General features: G+C 30.8%; 22 protein-coding genes and 3 tRNA genes. 9 read left to right on the top strand and 16 right to left on the bottom strand.

Features of this window, described 5'->3' with window-relative positions; all coding sequences use genetic code 11:
- Positions 1-181: 181 nt before the first annotated feature.
- The 3 genes from HX088_RS10835 (at position 182) to HX088_RS10825 (ending at position 4,897) form a co-directional block, all read left to right on the top strand.
- A complete protein-coding gene (locus HX088_RS10835) occupies positions 182-724 on the top strand; it encodes a toxin-antitoxin system YwqK family antitoxin (RefSeq protein WP_260543481.1) in 543 nt (180 codons plus the stop codon).
- A gap of 77 nt (positions 725-801) precedes the next feature.
- Complete coding sequence (locus tag HX088_RS10830; RefSeq protein ID WP_286484144.1) at positions 802-3,489, top strand: PD-(D/E)XK nuclease family protein; 2,688 nt, start codon at positions 802-804, stop codon at positions 3,487-3,489.
- 136 nt (positions 3,490-3,625) lie between these two features.
- On the top strand, positions 3,626-4,897 hold the full coding sequence (locus tag HX088_RS10825) for a dicarboxylate/amino acid:cation symporter (RefSeq protein ID WP_225540215.1): 1,272 nt from the start codon (positions 3,626-3,628) through the stop codon (positions 4,895-4,897).
- A 95-nt stretch (positions 4,898-4,992) separates the two neighbouring features.
- Here the strand turns inward: HX088_RS10825 and HX088_RS10820 are convergent, their stop codons facing one another.
- The 4 genes from HX088_RS10820 to HX088_RS10805 form a co-directional block, all read right to left on the bottom strand.
- Positions 4,993-5,526 carry a phage tail-like protein gene (locus tag HX088_RS10820; RefSeq protein ID WP_260543485.1) on the bottom strand — a complete coding sequence of 178 codons (534 nt, stop codon included), beginning with the start codon at positions 5,524-5,526 and terminating at the stop codon, positions 4,993-4,995.
- The gene (locus HX088_RS10815; RefSeq protein WP_286484143.1) at positions 5,519-7,549 is read right to left on the bottom strand and encodes an IgGFc-binding protein; all 2,031 of its coding nucleotides are present in this window, start codon (positions 7,547-7,549) and stop codon (positions 5,519-5,521) included. The genes HX088_RS10820 and HX088_RS10815 overlap by 8 nt, the downstream gene beginning before the upstream one ends.
- Before the next feature lie 238 nt (positions 7,550-7,787).
- Positions 7,788-8,105: a GNAT family N-acetyltransferase gene (locus HX088_RS10810; RefSeq protein ID WP_260543487.1), complete on the bottom strand. Its 318-nt coding sequence runs from the start codon at positions 8,103-8,105 to the stop codon at positions 7,788-7,790.
- Positions 8,106-8,212: 107 nt separating this feature from the next.
- Positions 8,213-9,445 carry a metallophosphoesterase gene (locus tag HX088_RS10805; protein ID WP_498795606.1) on the bottom strand — a complete coding sequence of 411 codons (1,233 nt, stop codon included), beginning with the start codon at positions 9,443-9,445 and terminating at the stop codon, positions 8,213-8,215.
- Positions 9,446-9,600: 155 nt separating this feature from the next.
- On the opposite strand from HX088_RS10805, the gene HX088_RS10800 reads away from it, so the two are divergent.
- Positions 9,601-10,839, top strand: coding sequence for a GTP-binding protein (locus tag HX088_RS10800; RefSeq protein ID WP_260543490.1), 1,239 nt, complete (start codon positions 9,601-9,603; stop codon positions 10,837-10,839).
- A gap of 224 nt (positions 10,840-11,063) precedes the next feature.
- Complete coding sequence (locus HX088_RS10795) at positions 11,064-11,996, top strand: hypothetical protein (protein ID WP_260543491.1); 933 nt, start codon at positions 11,064-11,066, stop codon at positions 11,994-11,996.
- 78 nt (positions 11,997-12,074) lie between these two features.
- Here the strand turns inward: HX088_RS10795 and HX088_RS10790 are convergent, their stop codons facing one another.
- The 6 genes from HX088_RS10790 to HX088_RS10765 all read right to left on the bottom strand — a co-directional run bounded on the left by HX088_RS10790 (position 12,075) and on the right by HX088_RS10765 (position 17,117).
- A complete protein-coding gene (locus tag HX088_RS10790) occupies positions 12,075-13,082 on the bottom strand; it encodes a cytochrome d ubiquinol oxidase subunit II (RefSeq protein ID WP_286484142.1) in 1,008 nt (335 codons plus the stop codon).
- A gap of 3 nt (positions 13,083-13,085) precedes the next feature.
- Complete coding sequence (locus tag HX088_RS10785; RefSeq protein WP_286484141.1) at positions 13,086-14,423, bottom strand: cytochrome ubiquinol oxidase subunit I; 1,338 nt, start codon at positions 14,421-14,423, stop codon at positions 13,086-13,088.
- Positions 14,424-14,527: 104 nt separating this feature from the next.
- On the bottom strand, positions 14,528-14,887 hold the full coding sequence (locus HX088_RS10780) for a hypothetical protein (protein ID WP_125350396.1): 360 nt from the start codon (positions 14,885-14,887) through the stop codon (positions 14,528-14,530).
- An 18-nt stretch (positions 14,888-14,905) separates the two neighbouring features.
- Positions 14,906-15,907 (bottom strand): acyl-ACP desaturase, encoded by a 1,002-nt coding sequence (locus tag HX088_RS10775; protein WP_125350395.1) that lies wholly within the window; start codon positions 15,905-15,907, stop codon positions 14,906-14,908.
- A 9-nt stretch (positions 15,908-15,916) separates the two neighbouring features.
- Positions 15,917-16,651: a lysophospholipid acyltransferase family protein gene (locus HX088_RS10770; protein ID WP_125350403.1), complete on the bottom strand. Its 735-nt coding sequence runs from the start codon at positions 16,649-16,651 to the stop codon at positions 15,917-15,919.
- Positions 16,652-16,715: 64 nt separating this feature from the next.
- On the bottom strand, positions 16,716-17,117 hold the full coding sequence (locus HX088_RS10765; RefSeq protein ID WP_260543502.1) for a hypothetical protein: 402 nt from the start codon (positions 17,115-17,117) through the stop codon (positions 16,716-16,718).
- A 100-nt stretch (positions 17,118-17,217) separates the two neighbouring features.
- Between HX088_RS10765 and HX088_RS10760 the strand changes: the two genes are divergently transcribed.
- Positions 17,218-17,469, top strand: a complete 252-nt coding sequence (locus HX088_RS10760) for a hypothetical protein (protein WP_225542728.1) — start codon at positions 17,218-17,220, stop codon at positions 17,467-17,469.
- A 48-nt stretch (positions 17,470-17,517) separates the two neighbouring features.
- Here HX088_RS10760 and HX088_RS10755 read toward each other — a convergent pair.
- The 3 genes from HX088_RS10755 to HX088_RS10745 form a co-directional block, all read right to left on the bottom strand.
- A tRNA-Arg gene (locus tag HX088_RS10755) sits at positions 17,518-17,591 on the bottom strand.
- Positions 17,592-17,615: 24 nt separating this feature from the next.
- Positions 17,616-17,690: transfer RNA gene (locus HX088_RS10750), tRNA-Pro, on the bottom strand.
- Between the two features lie 24 nt (positions 17,691-17,714).
- Positions 17,715-17,798 (bottom strand) — tRNA-Ser (locus HX088_RS10745).
- A 148-nt stretch (positions 17,799-17,946) separates the two neighbouring features.
- Between HX088_RS10745 and HX088_RS10740 the strand changes: the two genes are divergently transcribed.
- The 3 genes from HX088_RS10740 to HX088_RS10730 all read left to right on the top strand — a co-directional run bounded on the left by HX088_RS10740 (position 17,947) and on the right by HX088_RS10730 (position 20,222).
- A complete protein-coding gene (locus HX088_RS10740) occupies positions 17,947-18,861 on the top strand; it encodes an N-acetylmuramoyl-L-alanine amidase (RefSeq protein WP_171621605.1) in 915 nt (304 codons plus the stop codon).
- Positions 18,862-19,022: 161 nt separating this feature from the next.
- On the top strand, positions 19,023-19,397 hold the full coding sequence (locus tag HX088_RS10735; RefSeq protein ID WP_286484139.1) for a VOC family protein: 375 nt from the start codon (positions 19,023-19,025) through the stop codon (positions 19,395-19,397).
- 252 nt (positions 19,398-19,649) lie between these two features.
- Positions 19,650-20,222: a pentapeptide repeat-containing protein gene (locus tag HX088_RS10730; RefSeq protein ID WP_188318994.1), complete on the top strand. Its 573-nt coding sequence runs from the start codon at positions 19,650-19,652 to the stop codon at positions 20,220-20,222.
- A gap of 50 nt (positions 20,223-20,272) precedes the next feature.
- Here HX088_RS10730 and HX088_RS10725 read toward each other — a convergent pair whose 3' ends face one another.
- From HX088_RS10725 to HX088_RS10715, 3 genes are all read right to left on the bottom strand, one after another.
- A complete protein-coding gene (locus tag HX088_RS10725) occupies positions 20,273-22,459 on the bottom strand; it encodes a polyribonucleotide nucleotidyltransferase (RefSeq protein WP_225540484.1) in 2,187 nt (728 codons plus the stop codon).
- Positions 22,460-22,599: 140 nt separating this feature from the next.
- The gene (gene rpsO / locus HX088_RS10720) at positions 22,600-22,869 is read right to left on the bottom strand and encodes a 30S ribosomal protein S15 (protein ID WP_171621601.1); all 270 of its coding nucleotides are present in this window, start codon (positions 22,867-22,869) and stop codon (positions 22,600-22,602) included.
- A 307-nt stretch (positions 22,870-23,176) separates the two neighbouring features.
- Positions 23,177-23,995 (bottom strand): mechanosensitive ion channel family protein, encoded by an 819-nt coding sequence (locus HX088_RS10715; protein ID WP_225540487.1) that lies wholly within the window; start codon positions 23,993-23,995, stop codon positions 23,177-23,179.
- Between the last annotated feature and the right edge of the window lie 2 nt (positions 23,996-23,997).

The raw sequence follows: 23,997 nt of genomic DNA, 5'->3' as shown, positions 1-23,997 counted from the left end.
CAATATCTTTTTTGCTTTTTCCTGCTGTCAAAAGTATTCCAATTTGGTATCTTTGTTCCTGGTCGAGTTGTTTATATGTTTTTTTCACAAATCAAATTTAACACTTGGCTAATCATTGGGGGCTAGCCCCCAATGATTTAATTTGAGTTGCACTTATTTGTTGAACTTAGAATTTTATAAAATGTCAAAATATTTTCTTTTTTTATTATTGATCTGTTCAGAAACATTTGTGTTTAGTCAATTTCAAAACAAACAGCTTTTTGAAGAAGTCAAAAGATACGAAAACGGTAAAATAAAAACTATCATTGGACTAAATGAATATGATAAAAGAGAAGGTATAACTTACGAATATTTTCCAAACGGTTTACTTTTTAGAGAAACAAGCTATGTAAATGATAAAAAAGAAGGCATGGAAATTACTTATTTTCCAAATTCCGTTATCGAAAGTAGAGGATTATTCATTAATGATTTAGCAGAAGGAGCATTCCAATATTTTTATAAAAACGGAAAGCCATTTGCTACTTTAGTATTTCAAAACAATTTACTCGTAACTGCCAAAGATTGTTATACAAGCAAAGGTGAAATAGTATATTGCGGACCTATAAATAATGGAAATGGTGTATTTTTAAAATATGACAAAAAAGGAAATCTAATTTCTAAAGATTACTACAAAAATGGAGTTTTCCAACGTTCAGAACATGTAGAAGTCAACTTAAAAAAGTAATAAATAGACAACTAAACGCCACCTTTTGTCTTTCAAAATCCTTACTTTTACAACAATTCAACAAAGAAAATTTCAAAATGGCTCAATTCATAGAAAATGTTGTAAAAGATTTATTGCATAATCAAACAAATTTTATCAATACGACTTTGGTCTTACCAGGAAAGCGTCCTATGCTTTTTTTTAGAGAAGAATTTCAACGTCAATCGCAAAATATCATTCTCCCTCAAATGAAAAGTATCGAGGAATTGATGAGCGAACTTTCTGGTTTAGAAATTATTTCTGGTATCAATCTTTGGTTCAAAGCCTATCAAGCTTATAAGAAAATCGTTGACAAACCAGATTCTTTCGAAGATTTTATCAAATGGGGACCAACTGTTTTAAAAGACTTTGATGATATTGACGCTTCCTTGCAACCTGCGAATAAAGTGTTAGATTATTTGGTTTCGGTTGAACGAATCAATCAATGGGGTGAAGGAAAAATTGATATTGGTAAAAATGAAATCATTCAAAATCATTTAACTTTTTGGGGAATCGTTTCAAAGTTATACGTTCAATTGCAACAAGATTTACTTGATTCGAAGGAAGGTTATGCTGGAATGGTTTTTAGAATTGCGAGCGAAAAAGTCAACGAAATTGTTGAGAACAAAACTTCTCATTATGTATTTGCTGGTTTCAATGCATTAACGAAAGCAGAACAAGCGCTTATTTTTAAATTAGAAAAAGAAAATTTAGCCACTTTATATTTTGATGCAGATAAATATTACTATGAAAACCCCAATCAGGAGGCGGGTTCATTTTTAAGAAAATACAAAGAAAAAATAAAACCAATTAATTGGGTTGTTGATGAATTTTCGAAGCCAAAAAATTTACACACAATTGGTGTTGCAAAACAAGTTGGACAAGCAAAATACATCGCAGATTTAATCCGAAACCTGAACGACGATGAGATTAAAAATACAGCTTTAATTTTGGCTGATGAATCTATTTTACCTGCAATTCTAAATTCATTACCCGAAAATATTACGCATCTTAATATCTCGATGGGTATTCCATTACGTTCGGTTCCATTAGCACAATTTTTCAAATCGATTTTCGAATTGCAGATGAATCGCGAAAAATTAGGAAAAGGATCGATGTTTTATTTCAAGAATGTTTTACAAATTCTCGAAAACAAAACCTTATCTCATTTTAGTTCGGATAAAAGTCGACAACTAATTGATGAAATTCGTACTCAAAATCGAATATTCAATTCAGAGAAATCAATTCAAAATGCGTTAGAAAATTCTATTTTCAAATCCATTTTTCATATTCCAACATCTATTACAGCATTTATTCATCATTTAAAAAATTGGACAGATGAATTATTGCATCATCCTTCGATGAATGATTTATTAACGAAAGAATACTTGTTCTTTTTCAAAAAAGTATTCAATCAATTACACGAAAACTTACTACAAGTAAATGATATAAAAGATTATAGAACATTATTTTTGTTGTACAACAAAATCGTTTCTTCCGAATCTATTTCGTTTATTGGCGAACCATTGAAAGGTTTACAATTAATGGGACTTTTGGAAACACGTTTGTTAAATTTTGACAACATTATCATGACTTCTATAAATGATGAAATTTTGCCTTTGGGACGACAAAACAATACATTTATTCCGTATGACATTCGCAAACAAATGAAATTGAATACATTTACCGAAAACGATTCGATTTATGCGTATCACTTTTACCGATTGATTCAACGTGCGAAAAATGCTTACTTTGTTTATGATACAGAAGCAGACGGAATGGGTTCTGGCGAAAAATCTCGCTTTTTAGCGCAAATAAAATTTGAAAGTCATCACAAGATGAAAGAAATTTTTGCTGCACCAAGTTTTGTTACAAAACCATTGAAAGAAATTATTGTTCCTAAAACAGATGAAACGATGAAAAAACTTTGGAATTGGGCAGAATACGGAATCTCTCCTTCTTCTCTTTCTTCCTATTTGCGTAATCCATTGGATTTTTATGAACAACGAATCTTCAACGTAAAAGAAGTTGAAGAGGCCGAAGAAACCGTAAGTGCAAGAACTTTAGGGAATATTGTACATGGTGCTTTAGAAGATTTATATCAACCTTATTTGAACCGAATTTTACACGAAAACGATTTCAAATTAATTGAAAAAGAAAAAGATAAGACTTTACAAGTTCATTTTCAGAAGGAATATAAAGATGGACATTTAGACAAAGGTCCAAACTATTTGATTTATAAAATTGCAGAACGAATTGTTGACGGTGTTTTGTCAAAAGATGTGAAAACGGCAAAAGAAAATGAATTTATCATTCAATCATTGGAATCAAAACACGAAGTAGATTTTACCTTGACCAATGGAAAAGTAGTAAAACTTAAAGGTGTTATTGATCGTATTGATTCTGTTAACAATCAATTGCGAATTATTGATTACAAAACAGGTTATGCGAAAGATATTTCGGTTAAAACAGAAGAAATCGAAGTTGTTTATCAAAAAGAAGATAAAGCGAAACAATTGCAATTAATATTTTACGCGCATTTGTATTATTCCAACAAAGAAAATATAAATAAAGAAATTGAGTTGTGTATTTATCCTATCAAATTTCCGAATAAAGAATTAATAAAACTTTCTGTTGATAAGAATACAACGATCAATTATTCTATTGTAGATCACTCTAGTGAACCAATGGCAAGCTTAATTGAAGAAATTCTAAATCAAGAAATTCCATTCAAACAACCAGAATAGTCTTCAATACACTATAATAAAACCCTTTGTATCGTATTCTAACAAAGGGTTTTATATTTAATTAACGTATAATTCCATTTAAATTCTTAATATTTTGCTAAAAAATAGTAGTTTTGGAAAAGTTTAAAATCGCATAATGAAAAATAACAAACTTTTTATAGCTATCATCGTTGCCTTGTTAATTGGTGTGGCTGTTGGTGGTTATGTACATTACTACACCTCTCCAGAATTTATTAAAACATTTTCGACAAATATCAAATTACTTGGTACTATTTTTATTCGACTTATTCAGATGATTATCGCGCCATTAGTTTTTTCAACTTTAGTTGTAGGTATTGCTAAAATGGGTGATATGAAAATGGTTGGACGCGTTGGAGGGCGTGCCATGGGATGGTTTATTACAGCTTCACTTACTTCTTTGGTAATCGGTGCTGTTGTTGTAAATATAATGAAGCCTGGAGAAGGCATAAACATAGAAATGGATGCGAGTTCTGCTCAAGATTTATTAAAAGGACAAGCTTCATTAACATTAGAACATTTCATTACACACATGATTCCAAAATCTGTTTTTGAAGCGTTTGCAACAAATGAAATTTTACAAATTGTAGTTTTCTCTATTTTCTTTGGAGTAGCCATGGCTGCTTACGGAAAAGAAGGAGAAATGATCACAAAAGCTTTAGATAAAATTTCGCATATCGTTCTAATCATGGTTGGTTACGTAATGTGGACTGCACCATTGGGTGTTTTAGGAACTATTGCTGCTGCTATTGCAACTTACGGATTCGGAATTTTCGCATTATATGTTAAATACTTAATCGCTTTTGTAATAGGAATCGCCTTATTGTGGTTAGTATTATGTATCGTTGGATACTTTATTTTAGGAAAACGTTTATTCGACTTATTAAGACACATCAAAGCACCATTATTAATCGCTTTCTCAACAACTTCATCCGAAGCTGTTTTCCCTAAATTAGTAGAAGAATTAGAAAAATTTGGTGCCCAAAAGAAGATTATTTCATTCACTTTACCACTCGGATATTCCTTCAATTTAGATGGATCCATGATGTACATGACCTTCGCATCCTTATTTATTGCACAAGTTTATGGCATCCATATGCCAATCGAAAAACAAATCTTGATGTTATTGGTTTTAATGTTAACGTCAAAAGGTGTTGCAGGAGTGCCAAGAGCTTCATTGATTGTAGTTGTTGCAACTTGTTCGATGTTTGGTATTCCACCAGAAGGAATTGCTTTGATTTTACCAATAGACCACTTCTGTGACATGGCTCGTTCGATGACAAATGTACTTGGAAACGCTTTATCTACGGTTGCTGTAGACAAATGGGAAGGACATGTTGCGATCGAACAGACTTACACACATGATGAAGATGATCATCAAAAAGCTTAAAAAAATTGCTTTTCAATGTATAAAAACAAATGCGACCTTTTTCGGGTCGCATTTGTTTTTATAATCTTATTCGTTATGATATATAAAAATACTTTTTATATAGTATCATCTTCTTCAATTCCCCAGAATGTCCAATATTTTCCATTAAACATATATAAATTATCACTTAAGGTATCATAACAAATCATTCCTGCATATGGTGATTTTACATTTTTTGCTGGATTCTCTATTTTTGGCAAAATTAAAGCTCTGTCATCAGACTCTAAAACTAATATACCTATTGCATCAGTAGTATCATTTCCTATAATCATTCCAGTTTTCGATGAAGATTCTATAGTTTCTAATTTTGATGGATTCAATCCCTCTACTCCATTCATATCAATCCAAGTTTCACCATCAAAAAACATCACCTTTGCAGAAAACTCATCGTACACAAATGTTCCTTCCGAAATATCATGCATTTTATTCACATCCTCTACATGAGATAATACTATTCCTTTTGTTGTTTCTGATTGAAAATCTATCAATCCACTTCCATCTACATTCGCCTTACCAATAGAAATTTGACCAAATAATATCTGAATTTTTAAAATAAAACTAATTAGTATTAACCTATTTCTACTATTCATAATCATAACATTTTTGTTTTATACAAGACCATTTTGTTCCATTGTATAACTTTATGCATTTATCATCAGAATCATATACAATCATTCCTCTTACTGGTAACAAAATATTTTTTTCTGGATTCTTATTTCTCGAGATAACAAGTCCCTTATTTTTTGATTCTAATACCAAAAATGCATTTGGAATGTCATTTGGCCATAATGGGGTTGTCCTAGTTTCTGTGGTTGAAATGCCAACAACTGAATTTGTGTCTGTAGCTTCAGGATTAAATGGTTTAAAGCATGGACAGGCATAAGTAGTTATTATTTCACTAAAATAAATACAACCATCATTTAATGTTACTGTCATAAAATAATCCGCTGATTCTGTATCTTTATAAGGTATATCGTAAGTAATAGTTGTAGCTCCTGGAATTAATTTTCCATTTTTATACCATTGATAAGTACCTGAAAATTGATTTAATTCTGATTGTAATACTGATATTCCTGTATCTCCTGTGCATGCTAAATCATTACGTTTATTTTTAATGATTACTTTTAATTCTGGAACAATTCCAAAACCAGAATAATACCCTCCAAATCCTGCATCACCACTTGCACCTAAAATTTGAGCTTGAATTGTTCCTAATGCTGAAATTTTTATATTTCCTAATCCCTTGCTTCCTATTGCATATCGATATGAAACCCAATCAGAATTTCCAGGTACATTAGTTGGCCCTTCTGATTCAGATAGTTTTTCATTATTTAATTCAATTATAGGTTTAAAACTATCTCCTTTTCTTGCAAGAACTGATAAGATTGTATTTGGATAACTTGTATCACCAATCGTTTTAGCATCTGGTATTAAATCAACAGAATTTTGTCCATTGCATGAAGTTGGAGGTATAAGCATGAAATTATTTGTTTGAAAACCACTACTTCCAAAAACTTTATGAAAAACATACACTGGTTTATCACTAGATATATACATGTTTTTATTCATAAAATTAGAACCAGGTACAATTAAATAATCCCCAATTTTTGTTAATTTATTTTCGATAGTTGATTCATTAACTGTAATTTTAGTATCTTCTTCTGTTGCTATAACAATGACTCTTTCATTATTTATAGAACCATTACCCTGCATTATTATATACTCAGTTCCTACATATTGTATTGGTATTATTTGATCTAATCCGATATCTCTATTGTCTGCTTTACCGCCTTGTTGAAGCAAACCTCCAACAGTAACAGATATCTGTTTACTTGACTGAATCCTTGCACCTAACCATCCGTTATTTTGTACTGTTATAGCTCCTTTCTTCATTTTTGCATACAATATGTATGATTCACCCTTGTTCAAATTGACAGAAATAGTTGGGTGTATTATTGGAGCCAAACCATTACCATTCAAAAATTCTAATCCTTCTTCATAATTGTCTACAACAACTTCTGTGTTATCTTCTGTTGCTGTAAAAGAAAGCATTGTACCAATGTTACTAGTAGTATTAGAAAACTCATTTGGTGTCCCACCCCATAAGAATGTTTTTCCTAAAGCAACTTTTCCTTTTGTTAAAACTGTTCCAGCATGTCCTGTATGTCTTGCTCTATAATTAACATAAAAAGATTCCTTTGATTTAAAAACCAGCCCTCCCTCATTTGATTTTATAATTGTACCAGCTCTATTTGTTGGTAAAGAAACAGCAGATAATCCAGGTTTTAATATAGAATTACTTGTATTAACAAAACTTATCCTTACTGGTTGTTCATTACTCAACGTTATTAAACCATCACTAACATAAGATTTAGTTGCTAATGATAAATTAACCACTAATAATCGAGGTGATGAAATTTCATCCGGATATGTTACTTCAACAGTAATAGGTTCTTTAGATGGTGTAGATAAGTAAATAAATTCTTGCGTTACTGAAGAAGCGTAATCTCCAAATACAAGCGGTTGTAAATAGTGTATATTATCTAATTGGGAATAACAAGTTTGACTTATCAAAATATTTATGAATAGAAATAATTGATAAATAGTTTTCATATTTATTTTTTCGCGAAATTAACACTTATAAATCTATAACAGCTACTCTATTTAAGATAAATCAAAAATACATTCATTTTATAATCAATTCAATTTGGGAAGTTTAAATGATTATAAGTACTTAATTGTTTTTATTTTTTATATATTATACGATAAAAAAATATAGAAATTTGAAGTTCAATTATTTAAAATAATTAAACCTCAAAAGCTATAAAAAAAATATAATGATTGCTATTTTCTACAACTCATCGTATTTCGAAAAATTTGGATCAACAATTCTTTTCCAAACAGGATGTTTTTTGATGTAAGCAAAAACATAAGGACAATACGGAAATAAGACGTTACCATGCTCTTCCAAATAAACCAATGTTTTTTCAACCAAAGCTGCAGCTACTCCTCTACCGCCCAATTCATCAGGAACTTCTGTATGTATTAATTTGATTACATTGTCATCTTGCTTGTAATCAATAAACGCAATAAAACCATCAACATTTAGTTCAAACCTTACTGTTTTTTCATTCTTTACAACTTGTAAAGGAATTAATTCTTCATTCATGTTTATAAATTTTTTCTATTACAATAATCCATAAATTTTAGCAGTCTTTCATTGATGTACATCAAAAAAAAAGCAACCAAATAATTTGGTTGCTTTTAGATCATATCTTAAATTGATTTTAATTCGATTACTGTAATTTCTGGCCAGACACCTACTCTACCAGGGTAAAAATGGTAACCAAAACCTCTATTCACATTGATTATTTTTCCTTCAAAATCATAAAAACCTGCCCATTGTGGATAAACATATTGTGACGGGCTCCAACGTAAACCAATTTTCGGAACCTCAATCCCCAACTGCATACCATGCGTATGTCCAGATAATGTTAAATCAAAATGTTTAGGATGATGCTTCAATATTTCGTTCCAATGCGAAGGATCATGAGATAATACAATTTTAAAATCATCAGTATTGACAGTGCGAGAAGCAACATCAATATCACCTAATTTCTTAAATCGTGTTCCCCAATTTTGAACACCAATCAACGAAATTTTTTCATTATTTATTGTAATCAATCGATTTTCATTTAACAACAATTGCATTCCTATTTTAGGGAAAATTCTTTTAATCTTCTCGAAGTTTTCTTGCTTCTCTTCCTCTGATTTCCAATCCGAATACTCTCCATAATCATGATTTCCTAAAACTGCAAAATTACCATATTTACCTTGTTTAATTTTCGAGAAAATATCGTACCATTTATCCATTTCCCAGTAAAAATTATTCACTATATCACCTGTAAATAACAATATATCAAACTCTTGTTGATTAATTAAATCTACGGCTTGCTTTATTTTTTCACGATTATCCAAACTTCCCGAATGTATATCAGTAATATGTAAAATCTTAAATCCATCAAATGATTTTGGTAAACGTTCGTAAACCAGTTTTTTCTTAATGACTTTAAAATTATATTTCCCTAAAGTCATTCCATAAATCAAACTAAAAAAAGGTATAGAAGCTACTGTTAATCCAGTATTCATTACAAATTTTCGACGAGAAGGTAAATAAGAATCTGCTTTGGGTTGATGATTACTCATTCGATTGAATAGCCAACCTAATCCTCTTATAATATCTTGAATTAGGAAAAATATAATCAAAATTAAACGAGGAAAACCAAACAACATAAACAAACCTGTTCCCCACATTGTCGCTTGCGTTTGCCCTACATTACGGTCGAAAAAGATTAAATGATAGCCAAAATTCGTCAAAACAAGAAGCCAAATGAGCATATTTCCAAAAAGGAAATACTTGTTGTGATAAAATTTTTTAAAGTTAAAATAGAGGTAAATTTCAAGTATTACTGAAATAATTATTAGCGTGATAACACTATTGACAAACATTACTTTGATTGATTTTAAACAAAAATAAAACAATTCCAGAAATAAATTACTTTTCATCATATTCTTAACAGAACATTATAAAATTTATAGATAATTTAGGCTAAAAATTTGCATGATAAAAACGTAACTTTGTAAAACATTTTTAAGCATAAATTATGGAAAATAGATTACCTGTAACGGTACTTTCTGGATTTCTTGGAAGCGGAAAAACGACACTTCTCAATCATATATTACACAACAAAAAAGGATTAAAAGTTGCGGTTATCGTAAACGACATGGGAGCGGTAAATATTGATGCACAAATGGTATCTCGTGAAAATGATTTGATTCAAACCGATGAAAAATTGGTTGAATTGAGCAATGGTTGTGTTTGTTGTGAATTGCGCGAAGATTTAATCGTTGAAATCGAAAAATTAGCAAAATCTGGCAAATATGATTACTTAGTAATCGAGAGCTCTGGTATTTCTGATCCAGGACCAATCGCACAATCATTAGATTTTGTTTCGCCTGATGGAAAAGTAGATTTACCAAAAGTTGCTCGTTTAGATACTTTGGTGACAGTAGTTGACGCTTATAATTTCTTCAAAAACTTAGGAACTGATGAAGATGTTTTTGATCGTGGATTTACAGAAAACAGAGAAGATAATCGTCCAATTGTCAACTTATTAATTGATCAAATTGAATTCTCTAATATCATCATTCTAAACAAAATGGATTTAGTCGAAGAAGAAACCTTGATGAATATCGAAGCATTTGTTGCAAAATTAAATCCTACGGCTAAAATAATTCCTGCAAGTTTTTCGCATGTTGAATTGACTGAAATATTAAATACAAATTTATTTGATTTCGAAAAAATTCAAGACATGGATGCGTGGGTAAAATTATTGGAAGAACAAGAGCACGAAGAGCATCACCACCATCATGATCACGAATGTGGAGCAGATTGTACACATGAACATCACGATCATTTAGAAGAAAAATATGGAATGACTTCTTTTGTTTACAGACAAAAAATTCCGTTTCATGCAGAACGTTTTTTAACGTATTTGAATGATGATTTCCCTGCTACTATTTACCGTTCGAAAGGATTATTTTGGTTAGCAAATCGTCCCGATGAAGCTATTTTCTTGAGTCAAGCTGGTGGTAGTATCCGAATTGATCCTGCGGGAGCTTGGTGGTGTTCGATGCCATATGACGAAAGAATTCAGTTTGCAGCTTATCAATTTAATCAAAAACAAATTGATGCAAAATGGTCGAAGGAATGGGGAGATCGAATGATTGAACTTGTATTTATTGGGCAAGGATTAGATAAAGAAAAAATAACAGAAGAATTAAATTCTTGTTTATTAAACGAACAAGAAATTGCTGAATGGCAAGCAAAGCATAATTCATAAAACTGTCATTTCATCAAAAAATTAATAAAACAACAAAGGCTGAAAGTAAACTTTCAGCCTTTGTTGTTTCTAAACATAAATTGTTTTTATTTTTTGTAAATTAGTCAAGACTAAAACAGCTATTTTCTTCGTTCAGAACCAAACAACACTTAGCCTTTTATTTTCAACATCTTAATGAAATACATAAACGTTATCTTATATTATCTATACACAATACCTATAATATGAAAACAAAATATTATTTATTAATTTGTTTATTAACTACATTTGGAATTAATGTTTCGGCACAAACAGGTCACATTAATAAAAGAATGTTTGAGATACCAAATTCTAAATTATCTTTATACAAACCAACAAATTATCAATTTTTTCCTGAATTATTTCGAATTCAATCTGATCAAGATAAATTTGTTCAAATATCAGAATTAGTAGGAGCTAATTATTTGGAAGGTAAAGAAAAGCTTCTACAGAAAATTAAAGGTACTAATGCACAAGTAACTCATAATTTAAAAATCAATAATTATGATGCCATTTTAATTGTTTCACCACAAGAAGTTAAACAAATTACTCAAAATCTTCTATTATTTGGAGATGAAAATTTAACTGTTATGGTTGTAGGCATTTCTCCGATAAATGATAAATTGTCACAAAAAGAAATTCAAGAAATATTATTATCTGTAAACTACAATAATAATATAAAATTTAAAGAACCTCTACTTCCGTTTACAATTAATCTAAAAGAATCAAAATATAAATTAGCTAAAGTGTTAAGTGGATTAGCTTTCTTTACAGTTGGAGGTAAAGGATCTCCATTTGGAGATGAATTAATCAATAATTTTTCAGTACAAGTATTTCCTTCTAATTTCCCATTAATTGAAATGGAAAATTATTCAAAAAAATTCGTTAACGATTTATCTAATAATAATTTTAAAGAAAAGAATGTTAAAATAATTAGTCAAAATTCTAAGACCTATACTGAAAGTAAAGATAAACTTTATGAAACAATTGTGAATTCTGAATATAAAGGTAAAAATCATCAAATGATTTTAATTCTAAAATCAACAGAAGATAAAACAATATTATTTTTAGGGACAGATTTAGAAGGAAATAATATCGAAATATTTAAAGATATTTTCAAAACCATTAAACTTAAATAACATCGTATTATTCAATATATTATTAATTTTAGAAAAATTAACAAAACCAAAAATCTCGCTATAACAGCGAGATTTTTTCTATATTTTTTGTTTTTGATTGAATGAATAAATCAAGTAAAACAAGAATGGTAAAATAAATATCGAACCGAGTAATAATGCCCAAGCTAACATATTTATCGTACTCAACGCACCGTAATCTGTTAATAAAGACAACGTTGATCCATCCTTGAATAAAACCAAATTTGGAAAGTGAGAATAAGTTGCCGCAAATAAAATCATCATCACAATAATTCCTGCGTAAACTTTTAGCCATGTATCTTTCGCTTGATTTAATGATTTTAGTAGTAACACAATCGAAATTGAAGCGATACCAACTGCTATATATCCATAAATCTCTGATGTTATCCAGCTAAATAACGGAATGTTTTTCCAAATTGAAACAGCAAAAACAAATGCGCCTGCTACAAAAATCAATGCGGTATAAATTTTCGCACGTTTTCTTAAAATCACTTTATCTTCATCATTTTTTACAGTTTGAATTGAATAAACCGAAGCCAAGAAAGCACAAATCACAACAGTGAATAAGCCAACTGAAAAATTAAACCAAGTCAACCACGAAAAAATATAAGCATCTTGAAAAGTTTTCGCATTAACATCAATACTTCCCGAAACAATAGAACCAGCAATTATACCTAAAAATAATGGTGTTACAACACTCGAATAAGTAAAAATTACATCATACAAATTGTGCCATTTATCATTAATTGCATCATAATTTCTGAAAGTAAACGATGTTCCTCTTGCAATAATTCCCAATAACATAATTACTAACGGGATGTGCAAATAATTTGAGATTTCTGCATACATCTTAGGAAAACCAACAAATAAAATAACAATGACAATGATTAACCACATGTGATTTGCCTCCCAAATTGGTCCAATCGAATTGTACATAATCTTCTGCGTTCTTTTTTTATAACTCTTTTCCGAAAATAATTCAACTATCCCTGCACCAAAATCAGCGCCTCCTAAAATGAGGTACAAACAGATGGCAACCCACAAAAATGCTATTACTACGTAAATCATATTCTAATGTTTTTCTGGTTTATAATTTGGATCTTCAGGATCATAAAGTTGAGCAACCATTTGTATTTGTCTATTCATTAAAAAGACCAAAATAATAGATAAGGTAATAAATACAAACGTAAAAATGTAAAACGAATATTGGATACCAGGCATTGGTGTTACTGAATCTACCGTTCGCATGATTCCATAAATAATCCATGGTTGACGCCCCACTTCTGTCACCGTCCAACCTGCTTCCAAAGCAATGTAACCAAATGGTGTTGCAATCATAAATAATTTATAAAACCATCTTTCTGATAACCAATCTTTCTTGAAAAAATGAGCAATCAAATAAATTATCGCAATTCCCATCATCAACATTCCAAATGTAATCATTATTTGAAATGCGTAATGAACTATCGCAACCGGTGGCCATTCATCTTTCGGAAATTCTTCTAAACCTTTGACAGCTGTTTTAAAATCTGAATGAACCAAAAAACTTAATACACCTGGAACTTTTATTGCGTATTTGATTTCTTCATTATCTTCATCCACTATTCCCCCTAAAACAAATGGCGCACTTTCTTCTGTTTTGAAATGCGCTTCCATTGCAGCTAATTTTATTGGTTGACGTTCTGCTACATCTTTCGCTGAAATATCACCACTTAAAGGCGCTAATAAAGCAGCAACAATAGCTAAAACGGAACTAATTTTGAACGCTTCTCGATGAAAATTTACATTCTTCCCCTTCAAAATCAAATAAGCATGTAAACCTGCAACTGCAAAACCTGTTGCACAAAAAGCAGCAATCGTCATGTGCAAAGCTTGAGAAAACCAAGCATCATTGAACATCGCTTTTACTGGATCAATGTTAAGGTATTCGCCATTTACAAAATCAAAACCAGAAGGTGAATTCATCCAAGCATTTGCTGCTACAACCAAAATACCTGAAGCTAAACCACTAACACCAACGATTACACCACAAATCCAATGAAACCATTTATTAAATTTGTCCCATCCGTAAAGAAAAAAACCAAGCGCAATAGCTTCAATAAAAAAAGCTGTTCCTTCTAACGAAAAAGGCATTCCGAAAATTGGCCCAGCGTGTTCCATAAATTTAGGAAACAATAATCCTAACTCAAACGAAAGCATTGTACCAGAAACTGCTCCCGTAGCAAATAAAATTGCAACTCCCTTACTCCAAGCTTTGGTTAACCCTTTGTAAATTTCGTTTTTAGTTTTGAGGTATTTGTAGTGAGCGATTGCCATCATAAACGGCATCACCATTCCAACACACGAAAAAACAATGTGAAAGGCAAGCGACATCGCCATTTGACTTCTGGCAGCAATAAAATCGTCCATAAGTAGTTGTTTATAATTTGTTTGTTGGTTAAAGTTACTAAATAAAAAGAGGCAATTCGATTTTGAATTGCCTCTTTTTATATGATTTTGATTATATGTGATTTTCAAAAATTATTCAAATAATCTACATTCGGTATTTGATAAACTTTATTACTATCAAAATTTTTAATTTTATTACCCCTTACCATAATTCTTTTAGTTCCAGACTCTGTTGAAAAAATAATTTGAAAATCTTCATCAAAATTTTTAGAATCTATTTGTTTAGCTTTATTTAAAATAACTAAAAGTTGTTTTATCTGATTGTCATTTAATTGTTTTATTTCTGAAAATTTTCCATTTGAATTACTATCAGGTCTTTCTAATATAACTTCTTTAATTTCATTAATATTAGATGGATAATTTAACCTATCAATATTTGAACATGAAATTATAAATAGAAAAAGTAAAACAATCTTGATATACATCTTAATAAAATTGATTTTCTATTTAGCTGTCGCAGGAACTAACCACTTGAATTGTGGTCCTACTTCAGGAATTACAATACGTTGCGAAATTCTATCCATTCTATCTGGGAATTTCATGATATAATCTCTTGCTTTTTCAGCCTCAGCATTCAATCCAGAGATTTTATCTAATTGCCAAGCTTCAATTAATTTTCGCATAATATCGATGTAATCAAACGCTGTGTACACACCAATGCGTTGCGCTGCATCTGAAAACGCATCAAACAAAGTTCCTCTTTCTTCACCAGAAGCTCTTAAGAAATGCGCTGGCATTACAATTTTAAGTTTGAACATATGTTGAACAGCTAACATCATTTCAGAAGGATCAGCTTCGAAGATACGACGAACGAACTCTGTGTAAGCTAAATGGTGACGCATTTCATCTCCTGCAATAATTTTACACATACGCGATAATTTTTTCGCTCCGTATTTTTTTGCAATTGCTGATACATTATTGTGCGATACATAAGTTGCTAATTCTTGAAAACTTGTGTAAACAAAGTTTTTGTAAGGATCGTGTGCTGTTCCAATGTCGAAACCGTCATTTATCAAATGTTGCGTTGTTACTTCAACCTCGCGCATATTGATACGTCCTGATAAATACAAAAATTTATTCAAAACATCACCGTGACGATTTTCCTCTCCTGTCCAATGGCGAATCCATTTTGCCCAACCATTTTCTAGGTAATTTCCTTCTTCATCTACCACACCGTCCATTTGCATCAACCAAGATTCGTAGGTTGGCAAAGCTTCCTCGGTAATGGTATCACCAATCAATGTAATCCAGAAATCATCTGGCAAATCTTTCGAAAGCTCTTGTAATTCTTTGATTTCGTCAAAAAAAGAATCTGTTTGAGAATTCGGTAAAAAATCTGTTGGTTGCCAAATTTTATCGGCTGGAACTAAGAATTTGTCCATATAAGCATCAATATCTTTCTCAAGAAATTGCATTACTTCCAGGCGAACATTATTTATTGACATATAATTATTTTATGCGGTTATACTACTTTTTACAGTTTTTTCGGTAAGCTCGAATATTTCATCAAACTTATAGTCACTCACTTTTAAGGGTTTATGGTATTGTATCGTTACTTTCGCGCCCAAATACATCGGGAATTTACCCCACTTTTCTATTTCCCACGTATTATTTAGCGTAACGGGAACAACATAAGCGTCTTTAGCATATTTCGTCAAAACTTTCAATCCATTTTCTTTGAAAGCCTTTGGTACTCCATTTTTGCTTCTTGTACCTTCTGGAAAAATAATAGCTGAATAATTATTTTTCTGAATGTATTGCGCTAATTTTTTTATTTCCTCTATTGCTTGTTTTCCGTTCTTACGATCGATTAATGCAGAACCTCCATGCGTTAAATTGTACGATACACTGGGAATTCCTTTTCCCAATTCTATTTTCGAAATAAACTTAGGATGATAATCAGCCAAATCATATTCCAACGGAGAAATATCATACATACTTTGGTGATTACTCACAAAAATCAATGGTACATTTTGTTTCAAATTTTCTCTTCCTTTATAGGTATACGTTGTACCCAAAATTCTTGTCCAAAAAACCAAAAGACCATTCATCACTTTTACACTTTTGTGATGAGCAGCATAACCTCCCAAATTGTAGCACAACCATTGCACAACATGCATTACCAACAACGTTAATCCATAAAAAATATAAAAGATTATAGATAACGGATAACTTAAAATTTTCTTCAACATTAGAAATTTAGACAAATTTAATAAAAAATTATGCTAAGCATAATATATTTTTCTAGGCGATTTACTTTATTAATTTCAAAGTTAGCTTTTCTTGATGAGCTTCATCATAAAAAGTAATTTGATTTGATGATTTTACTTTAAAATATGCAGTTTTTTGCAAATTTTGAATCAAATTTTGAGGAATTTCGCAATCAGAATTCACTTGTTTTAAATGATTAAAAATTATAGCTTGATCTATTTTAGTATAATCAGCCGTAATAATTCCGCAAACCGTTTTCATTACCATTTTTTTCGTTGCATCTTCAAAAATAATGTAATCTACTCCATCATTTATATTCCATTTACCCGACAAATCGCTAATTTCTGAAGTCACAACTTTAGTTTCGGAAACTGTTTTGGTTGGTAAACAACTTGTTAATCCTAAAACAAAAAACAAAAGTATTGCTTGAATTGTATATTTCACATGGTTTTATTTGTAACGAAGGTAGAAATATTTTTGACTAATTTGAATTGATTTTTTAATATTAGTTTTTATTTAGAAATTTGTAGTTAAAATAAAATTCATGGCGAACACTAAAAAAGGAGAAGTTTTTACAGATACAAATAATGTAAAAAAAGTAAGAATAGAGCGTAAGCCAAGCTTTCCTAAAATTTACTTTTTAACGGATGATTGTCAATTTATTGAAGACGGATTATACGAATTAGACTTCTTTGAAACGCCAAATGTAACTGAGTTCAAATCAGAATTAAATCCAACTATTCCTTCTATTAATTTTAAGCAATTGAGTGAAAAAGGTAAAAACTTTTTAAAATAATTTTTTATTAAAGATAAAAATCCACTTAGAAAATCTAAGTGGATTTTGTGATCCAGTCAGGATTCGAACCTGAGACCTACTGCTTAGAAGGCAGTTGCTCTATCCAGCTGAGCTACTGGACCGATCCAAAAATTCGTTGAATTTTGTCGGGGTGGCAGGATTCGAACCTGCGACCTCCTGCTCCCAAAGCAGGCGCGATGACCGGGCTACGCTACACCCCGATTTGGTCATCAAATGAAATAAAGCGGAGAGACAGGGACTCGAACCCTGGCATCGGTTACCCGATGACAGATTAGCAATCTGCTCCATTACCGCTCTGGCACCTCTCCTACTTTTAATATAAGACATTCAGAAAATGTCTTATAAAGCGGTTGCAAATATAATCTGACTTTTATTGCAAAACAAGTCTTTTTTGAAAAAAAATCCAAATATTTGGCTTAATTTTGGCTACTCAAAAGACTATTTAGAACTAAAAGAATGAATATTAAAGGATTAATGTTTTCGGCAATTTGTTGTTTTTTTATTTTAGCCAGTTGTGCTACTAAAACAGTTCCGCCAAAAACAATTACAAAAGTAATTCGTGACACAGTCATTATCAACTCAAAAACAGATCAACCAGAAATGACTCGAGCTGCAAAGCTTGACAAGTACAAAGTAACAACAGATTATTATCCATCTATTTCGCAAGACGAACGTGTTCGTTTTTTAGTCTTGCATTATACTGCAATCAATACCGAATTGTCGTTAAAAGTATTGACTCAGAAAGATGTTAGTGCTCATTATTTAATTAATGATTATGATGATAAAACAATCAATCTGTTAGTTGACGAAACCAAACGTGCATGGCATGCAGGTGTAAGTAACTGGAAAGGTATCGATAATTTAAATTTCTCTTCTATCGGAATAGAAATCGTTAATCTCGGAAATAAAGGAACAGATACCTATCCTAATTTCACACCTTATCCAGCTTATCAAATCAAAAAAGTCGGTGAGTTAGCGCAAGATATCATCAGCCGTTATAATATTTCACCTTTTAATGTTGTAGGTCATGCAGACATTGCACCAGGTAGAAAACCAGATCCAGGTCCACTATTTCCATGGAAACAATTATACACAGATTATGGTGTTGGTGCTTGGTACGAAGAAAGTGATAAGTATTTATTTATTCCTCAATATCCATGGGATACAACAAGCTCAGTATTTGTTACGCAAGTACAAACAGAGCTAAAAAAATATGGCTACAATGTACCTATAAATGGGATGATTGATACGCAAACTAAAAATGCTATTGTTGCATTTCAGATGCATTTTAGACCTGAAAAATATGATGGCGTGGTCGATGCTGAAACATGGGCAATTTTAAAAGCATTAAACAAAAAATATAATCCTTAAATAGAAATTAAAATTTCGTATTAAACTCCTACTTGTTAGGAGTTTTTTTTATGTTTATATGACAGATCATACTATTAACCTTCCGACTTGAATACATTTATCATCTAAATATGCCAAAATGTTCTGAAAAATTGGAGTATTTTTATCAAAAATAATGATATATGGCTTTTAAAAGTTTACGACCAATAATCTGGACAAAAGATTTACAAAAAACAACAAAATTCTATAAGAAATTAGGTTTTAAGATTGCAGAACAAAATGAAGATTGGATTTGGGCCTGCTTACAAAAAGACGATGTCGAAATTATGTTAGCTTATCCAAATGAAGGGGCAGATTTTAAACAAGCCAATTTTACAGGTTCATTTTATTTTGTCGTTGATAATGTAGATGAATTATGGAATCAAGTAAAAAATGATTGTGAAATTGTTTACGAAATCGAAACTTTTGAATGGGATATGCGCGAATTTGCAATATATGACAACAATGGTTATATTTTACAATTTGGCCAAGAAATAGAAATTACATTTGAGGATTAAGATGCTAACAAAACGATATTACAACATTATTTTAATGCTGCTTATTCTTGTTATTCCTTTCGTTTTTTATTTGCTTATCTCAACTATGATGAGTATTAAAAACGAAACTGATGGAATTGAAACATGTATCTCTTCTATTACTGGGAAAAATTTATGTTCACAAATCGATCAATTAAAAGTTACAATTTACATTGATATGATTGTGATTATTTTTTGGCTTGCACTAAAAAAATTAATCATAAAGAAAAAATAATGCATACAAATTATCATTTTGAAGAAACATTTTTTCAACATAATTTCACTGAATCTCGAAACGTTATTGGCGATTATGAAAATTGTAAATTTATTAGTTGTGATTTGAATACTTTGGATTTGAGCAATGTAAAATTTATCAATTGTGAATTTATTGAGTGTAATCTAAGTAATTCGAAACTTATCAATACAAGTTTTCAGCAAGTTGAATTTAAAAATTGTAAAATGATTGGATTTAATTTAGAAGTATGTAATCAGTTTGGACTTAATGTTTTTTTTGAGCGTTGCATTTTAAATGATTCTACTTTTTATCAATTACCCCTTCAAAAATCAAAATTTATCGAATGTTCATTGCAAAATGTTGACTTTTCATATACAGATTTAAGTCACTCTTACTTCAATAATTGTGATTGTTTAAATGCAATTTTTGATCAAACCAATTTGAAGCAAGCAAATCTAAAAACATCTTATAATTTTAGAATTAATCCAAATGAAAATCAATTGAAAGGTGCCGTCTTTTCGAAAGAAAATATCATTGGTTTAGTACAACATTTAGGTTTGAAAATAGAATAACAAAAAAGTCCGAGAAATCTCGGACTTTTATTTATTTATAAAAACTTAAATTAAGCTTCTGGTTTATCTTGAGGTTTATCCTCTTTCCTTTCTGCTGGTTTAGCAGGTTTTTCTGTTCTTTCTGGTTTTGGCAATAAAGCTTTACGAGATAATTTCATTTTCTTTTTATCATCGTAACCTAAGAATTTAACATCAATTTTATCACCGATGTTTACAGAATCCTCTACTTTTTCTAAACGTCTGTGCTCTAATTCTGAAATATGAACTAACCCTTCAACTCCTTTAGAAATTTCAACAAAAGCACCGAATGGTTTAATTGATTTTACAACTGCATGATAAGTTGCTCCAGCTTCAGGAACAAATGCAATTTGTTTAATTCTTTCAATTACTTTATCGATATTTTCTTGGATAACACCATTAATTTCAACGCGACCTGTTGTTTCTAATTCTGTAATTGCAATAACAGTTTCTGTTTCTTTTTGCATTTCTTGAATCACTTTTCCACCAGGACCGATAACTGCTCCGATAAATTCCTTTGGAATTTCCATCACAACAACTTTAGGTGCATTTGGTTTTAATTGTGGACGAGGCGCTGGTAATGTTTCTAATAATTTACCTAAGATGTGCTCACGACCTTCTTTTGCTTGTAATAAGGCAGTTTCCATGATTTCCATCGATAAACCTTGGACTTTAATGTCCATTTGACAAGCTGTGATACCATCTGCTGTTCCTGTTACTTTAAAGTCCATATCTCCTAAGTGATCTTCATCTCCTAAAATATCAGACAATACAGTAAATTTCCCAGATTTTGTATCTGTAATTAACCCCATTGCAATTCCTGAAACTGGTTTTTTCATTTGTAAACCTGAATCCATTAATGCTAACGTTCCTGCACAAACTGTTGCCATAGAAGAAGAACCGTTAGATTCTAAAACTTCAGAAACGATACGAACTGTGTAAGGACAATCGTCTGGTAACATTTGAGCTAATGCACGTTGAGCTAAATTTCCGTGACCTATTTCACGACGAGAAGTTCCTCTTAATGGACGAGCTTCACCTGTTGAGAAAGGAGGGAAATTATAGTGTAAAAAGAATTTTTCGTCGAAGTTTGTTACTACACCATCAACCATATTCGCATCTTTAGAAGATCCTAAAGTTACTGTAGCCAATGCTTGAGTTTCACCACGTGTAAAAATTGCTGATCCATGAGTTGATGGTAAATAATCAACTTCTGTCCAAATTGGACGAATTGTTTTTGGATCACGACCATCTAAACGAATTCCTTCGTTCAAGATCAATTGACGTACAGCTTCTTTTTGTACATCATGGAAATAGATGTGAGCAAAAGGAGTAACACGAGCTAATTCCTCTTCATCATCAGCATATTGAGCTAAGAAATCTGCTTCAACTTGAGCAAATTTTTCACCTCTTTCGTGTTTGTCAGATGGGTGTTTCGCAATATCATAATATTTATCATATCCATAAGCCCATACTTTTTCGCGAATTTCTTCGTCATGAGTTTCGTGATTGTACTCACGTTTTGGAGTTGATTTTCCTACTTTAGCCGCTAAGCTTTCTTGTGCTTCAATTTGTTTTTTGATTTCCGCATGGGCAAATTCGATTGCGTCTAACATTTCGCGCTCAGAAATTTCACTCATTTCACCTTCAACCATTACAACAGAATCTTTAGAAGCACCTACCATAATATCGATATCTGCTTGCGCTAATTGTTCTAATGAAGGATTAATCATCAATTCACCATTCAAACGAATAACACGAGCTTCTGAAATTAATGTGAAAGGAATATCTGTAATTGCAATGGCTGCTGATGCAGCTAAACCAGCTAAAGCTTCTGGCATTACATTTTTGTCATAAGAAATAAGTGAGATCATTACCTGAACCTCTGCATGAAAATCTTCTGGAAACATTGGGCGTAAAACACGGTCTACTAAACGCATTGTTAAGACCTCATCATCTGATGGTTTTGCTTCTCTTCTGAAGAAGTTCCCTGGGATGCGTCCTCCTGCATAGAATTTTTCTCTATAATCTACTGTTAAAGGTAAAAAGTCTACACCTGGATTAGCTTCTTTGTTTGCTACAACTGTAGCTAATAACATGGTGTCGCCCATGCGTACAACCACAGATCCATCAGCTTGTTTAGCTAATTTCCCTGTTTCAATTGTAATTTCTCTTCCGTCTGAAAGAGTAATTTTTTCTGTGATCGCCTGTGGAATCATTCGTCTTCTTTGTATTTAATTCGTCTAAAGTCAAAGCCGTTTGCTTTAACTGCATTATATAAAGATATATATCTTATTTTAATTTATAACAAAAAAAAAGGCAATTTCTACGGAATTGCCCTTTTATATTGTGTTTAAAATTACTTACGTAATCCTAATTCAGCGATAATCGCACGATATCTTGTGATATCTTTTTTCTTTAAGTAGTTCAATAACGCTTTACGTTTACCTACTAACATAACCAATGATCTTTCTGTATTAAAATCTTTTTGATTTTGTTTTAAGTGACCAGTTAAATGGTTAATTCTGTAAGTGAATAATGCGATTTGTCCTTCTGCAGATCCTGTATCTGTTGCAGATTTACCGTGCTTTGCGAAAATTTCGCTTTTTACTTCTGATGTTAAGTACATGCCAATATTATTTAATAATTATTATGTAATGAGGTGCAAATGTACAACTAATTTTTAAAATTAATTGATTTTTCGAAAAATAAAAAGAGACCATTTTTGGTTGGTATGGTCTCTTGTTGGTTTGGTTTAGTTTGATTTAATAGATAATAGAAAGTGATGTATTTTCTATTAAATCGAAAAAGGTTTGCTTAGTTGTAAAAGACTTGCTTTCACGATTGGTTGGTAGGTTAAAAGTCGGCTTGATTTTTTAAAAAAAAATCAATAGGTTGGTTAATAATTATTATAAAAATAATTTAGGTAGGTAAGATTAATCTTCAATAATTCGTATTTTTTTATTCGTAATGATTTTTATTGGATAAACTACTTTTTCATTTTCTGTTTGTATGGTCATACATATGTTGTTAATTGCAATTATTACGCCTTTTACATCATCTTCGATAATGATTTTTTGACCAATTTCAAAATTTCTATTGGTATAAAAAGACAGTAACAATCGATATATAACATCTTTTGATCCTAATCCAAACGCAATAGCTAATGTCAAAAATATTGAGCCTAAGATAAGTGACAGATTATTGGTTATCAAGTCTGTATTTACTCCTGCTTGGTTTAATGACGTAACAATTGTAAAAATAAGGATGATATAAAAAATTATATTACTTATAATATTCGCTCCATTGAGGTCGATTGATTTGATTAAACTTTTCAAAAAAGATTTGATATAATTTGCTAAGTAAAAACCTCCAGCAAATATCAAAACTGCGCTAAAAAATTGAGGTAAATAATCTACAATTCTTCCTATTTGGTTTGAAACAACTGTTAACCCAAAAATATCAGATCCAATGATTATAATTAATAAGATAATAAACAATCTTACAAATTGTAATATAATTACTCCTGGATCTATTTCAATTGAAGAGTTTTTCAACGCTTCGTTATTATTCAATGCATTTTTTAATTTATCTATTTTAGACAATCTCAAAATGTATTTGGTCAATAATAAGATTAATTTTAGCAAGATATAAGACAAGATAAGAAATACTATACCTCCTACTACTTTCGGGAATATTAGTACTATTTCTTGATACAAACTTTCTAACAAGCTAAAATTTAAACCTATATTCATAT

Origin of the sequence: Empedobacter sp. 225-1 (assembly GCF_030328185.1) — a bacterium.
Taxonomy (GTDB): Bacteria; Bacteroidota; Bacteroidia; order Flavobacteriales; family Weeksellaceae; genus Empedobacter; species Empedobacter stercoris.
This window is presented reverse-complemented; position numbering and strand designations above follow the sequence as displayed.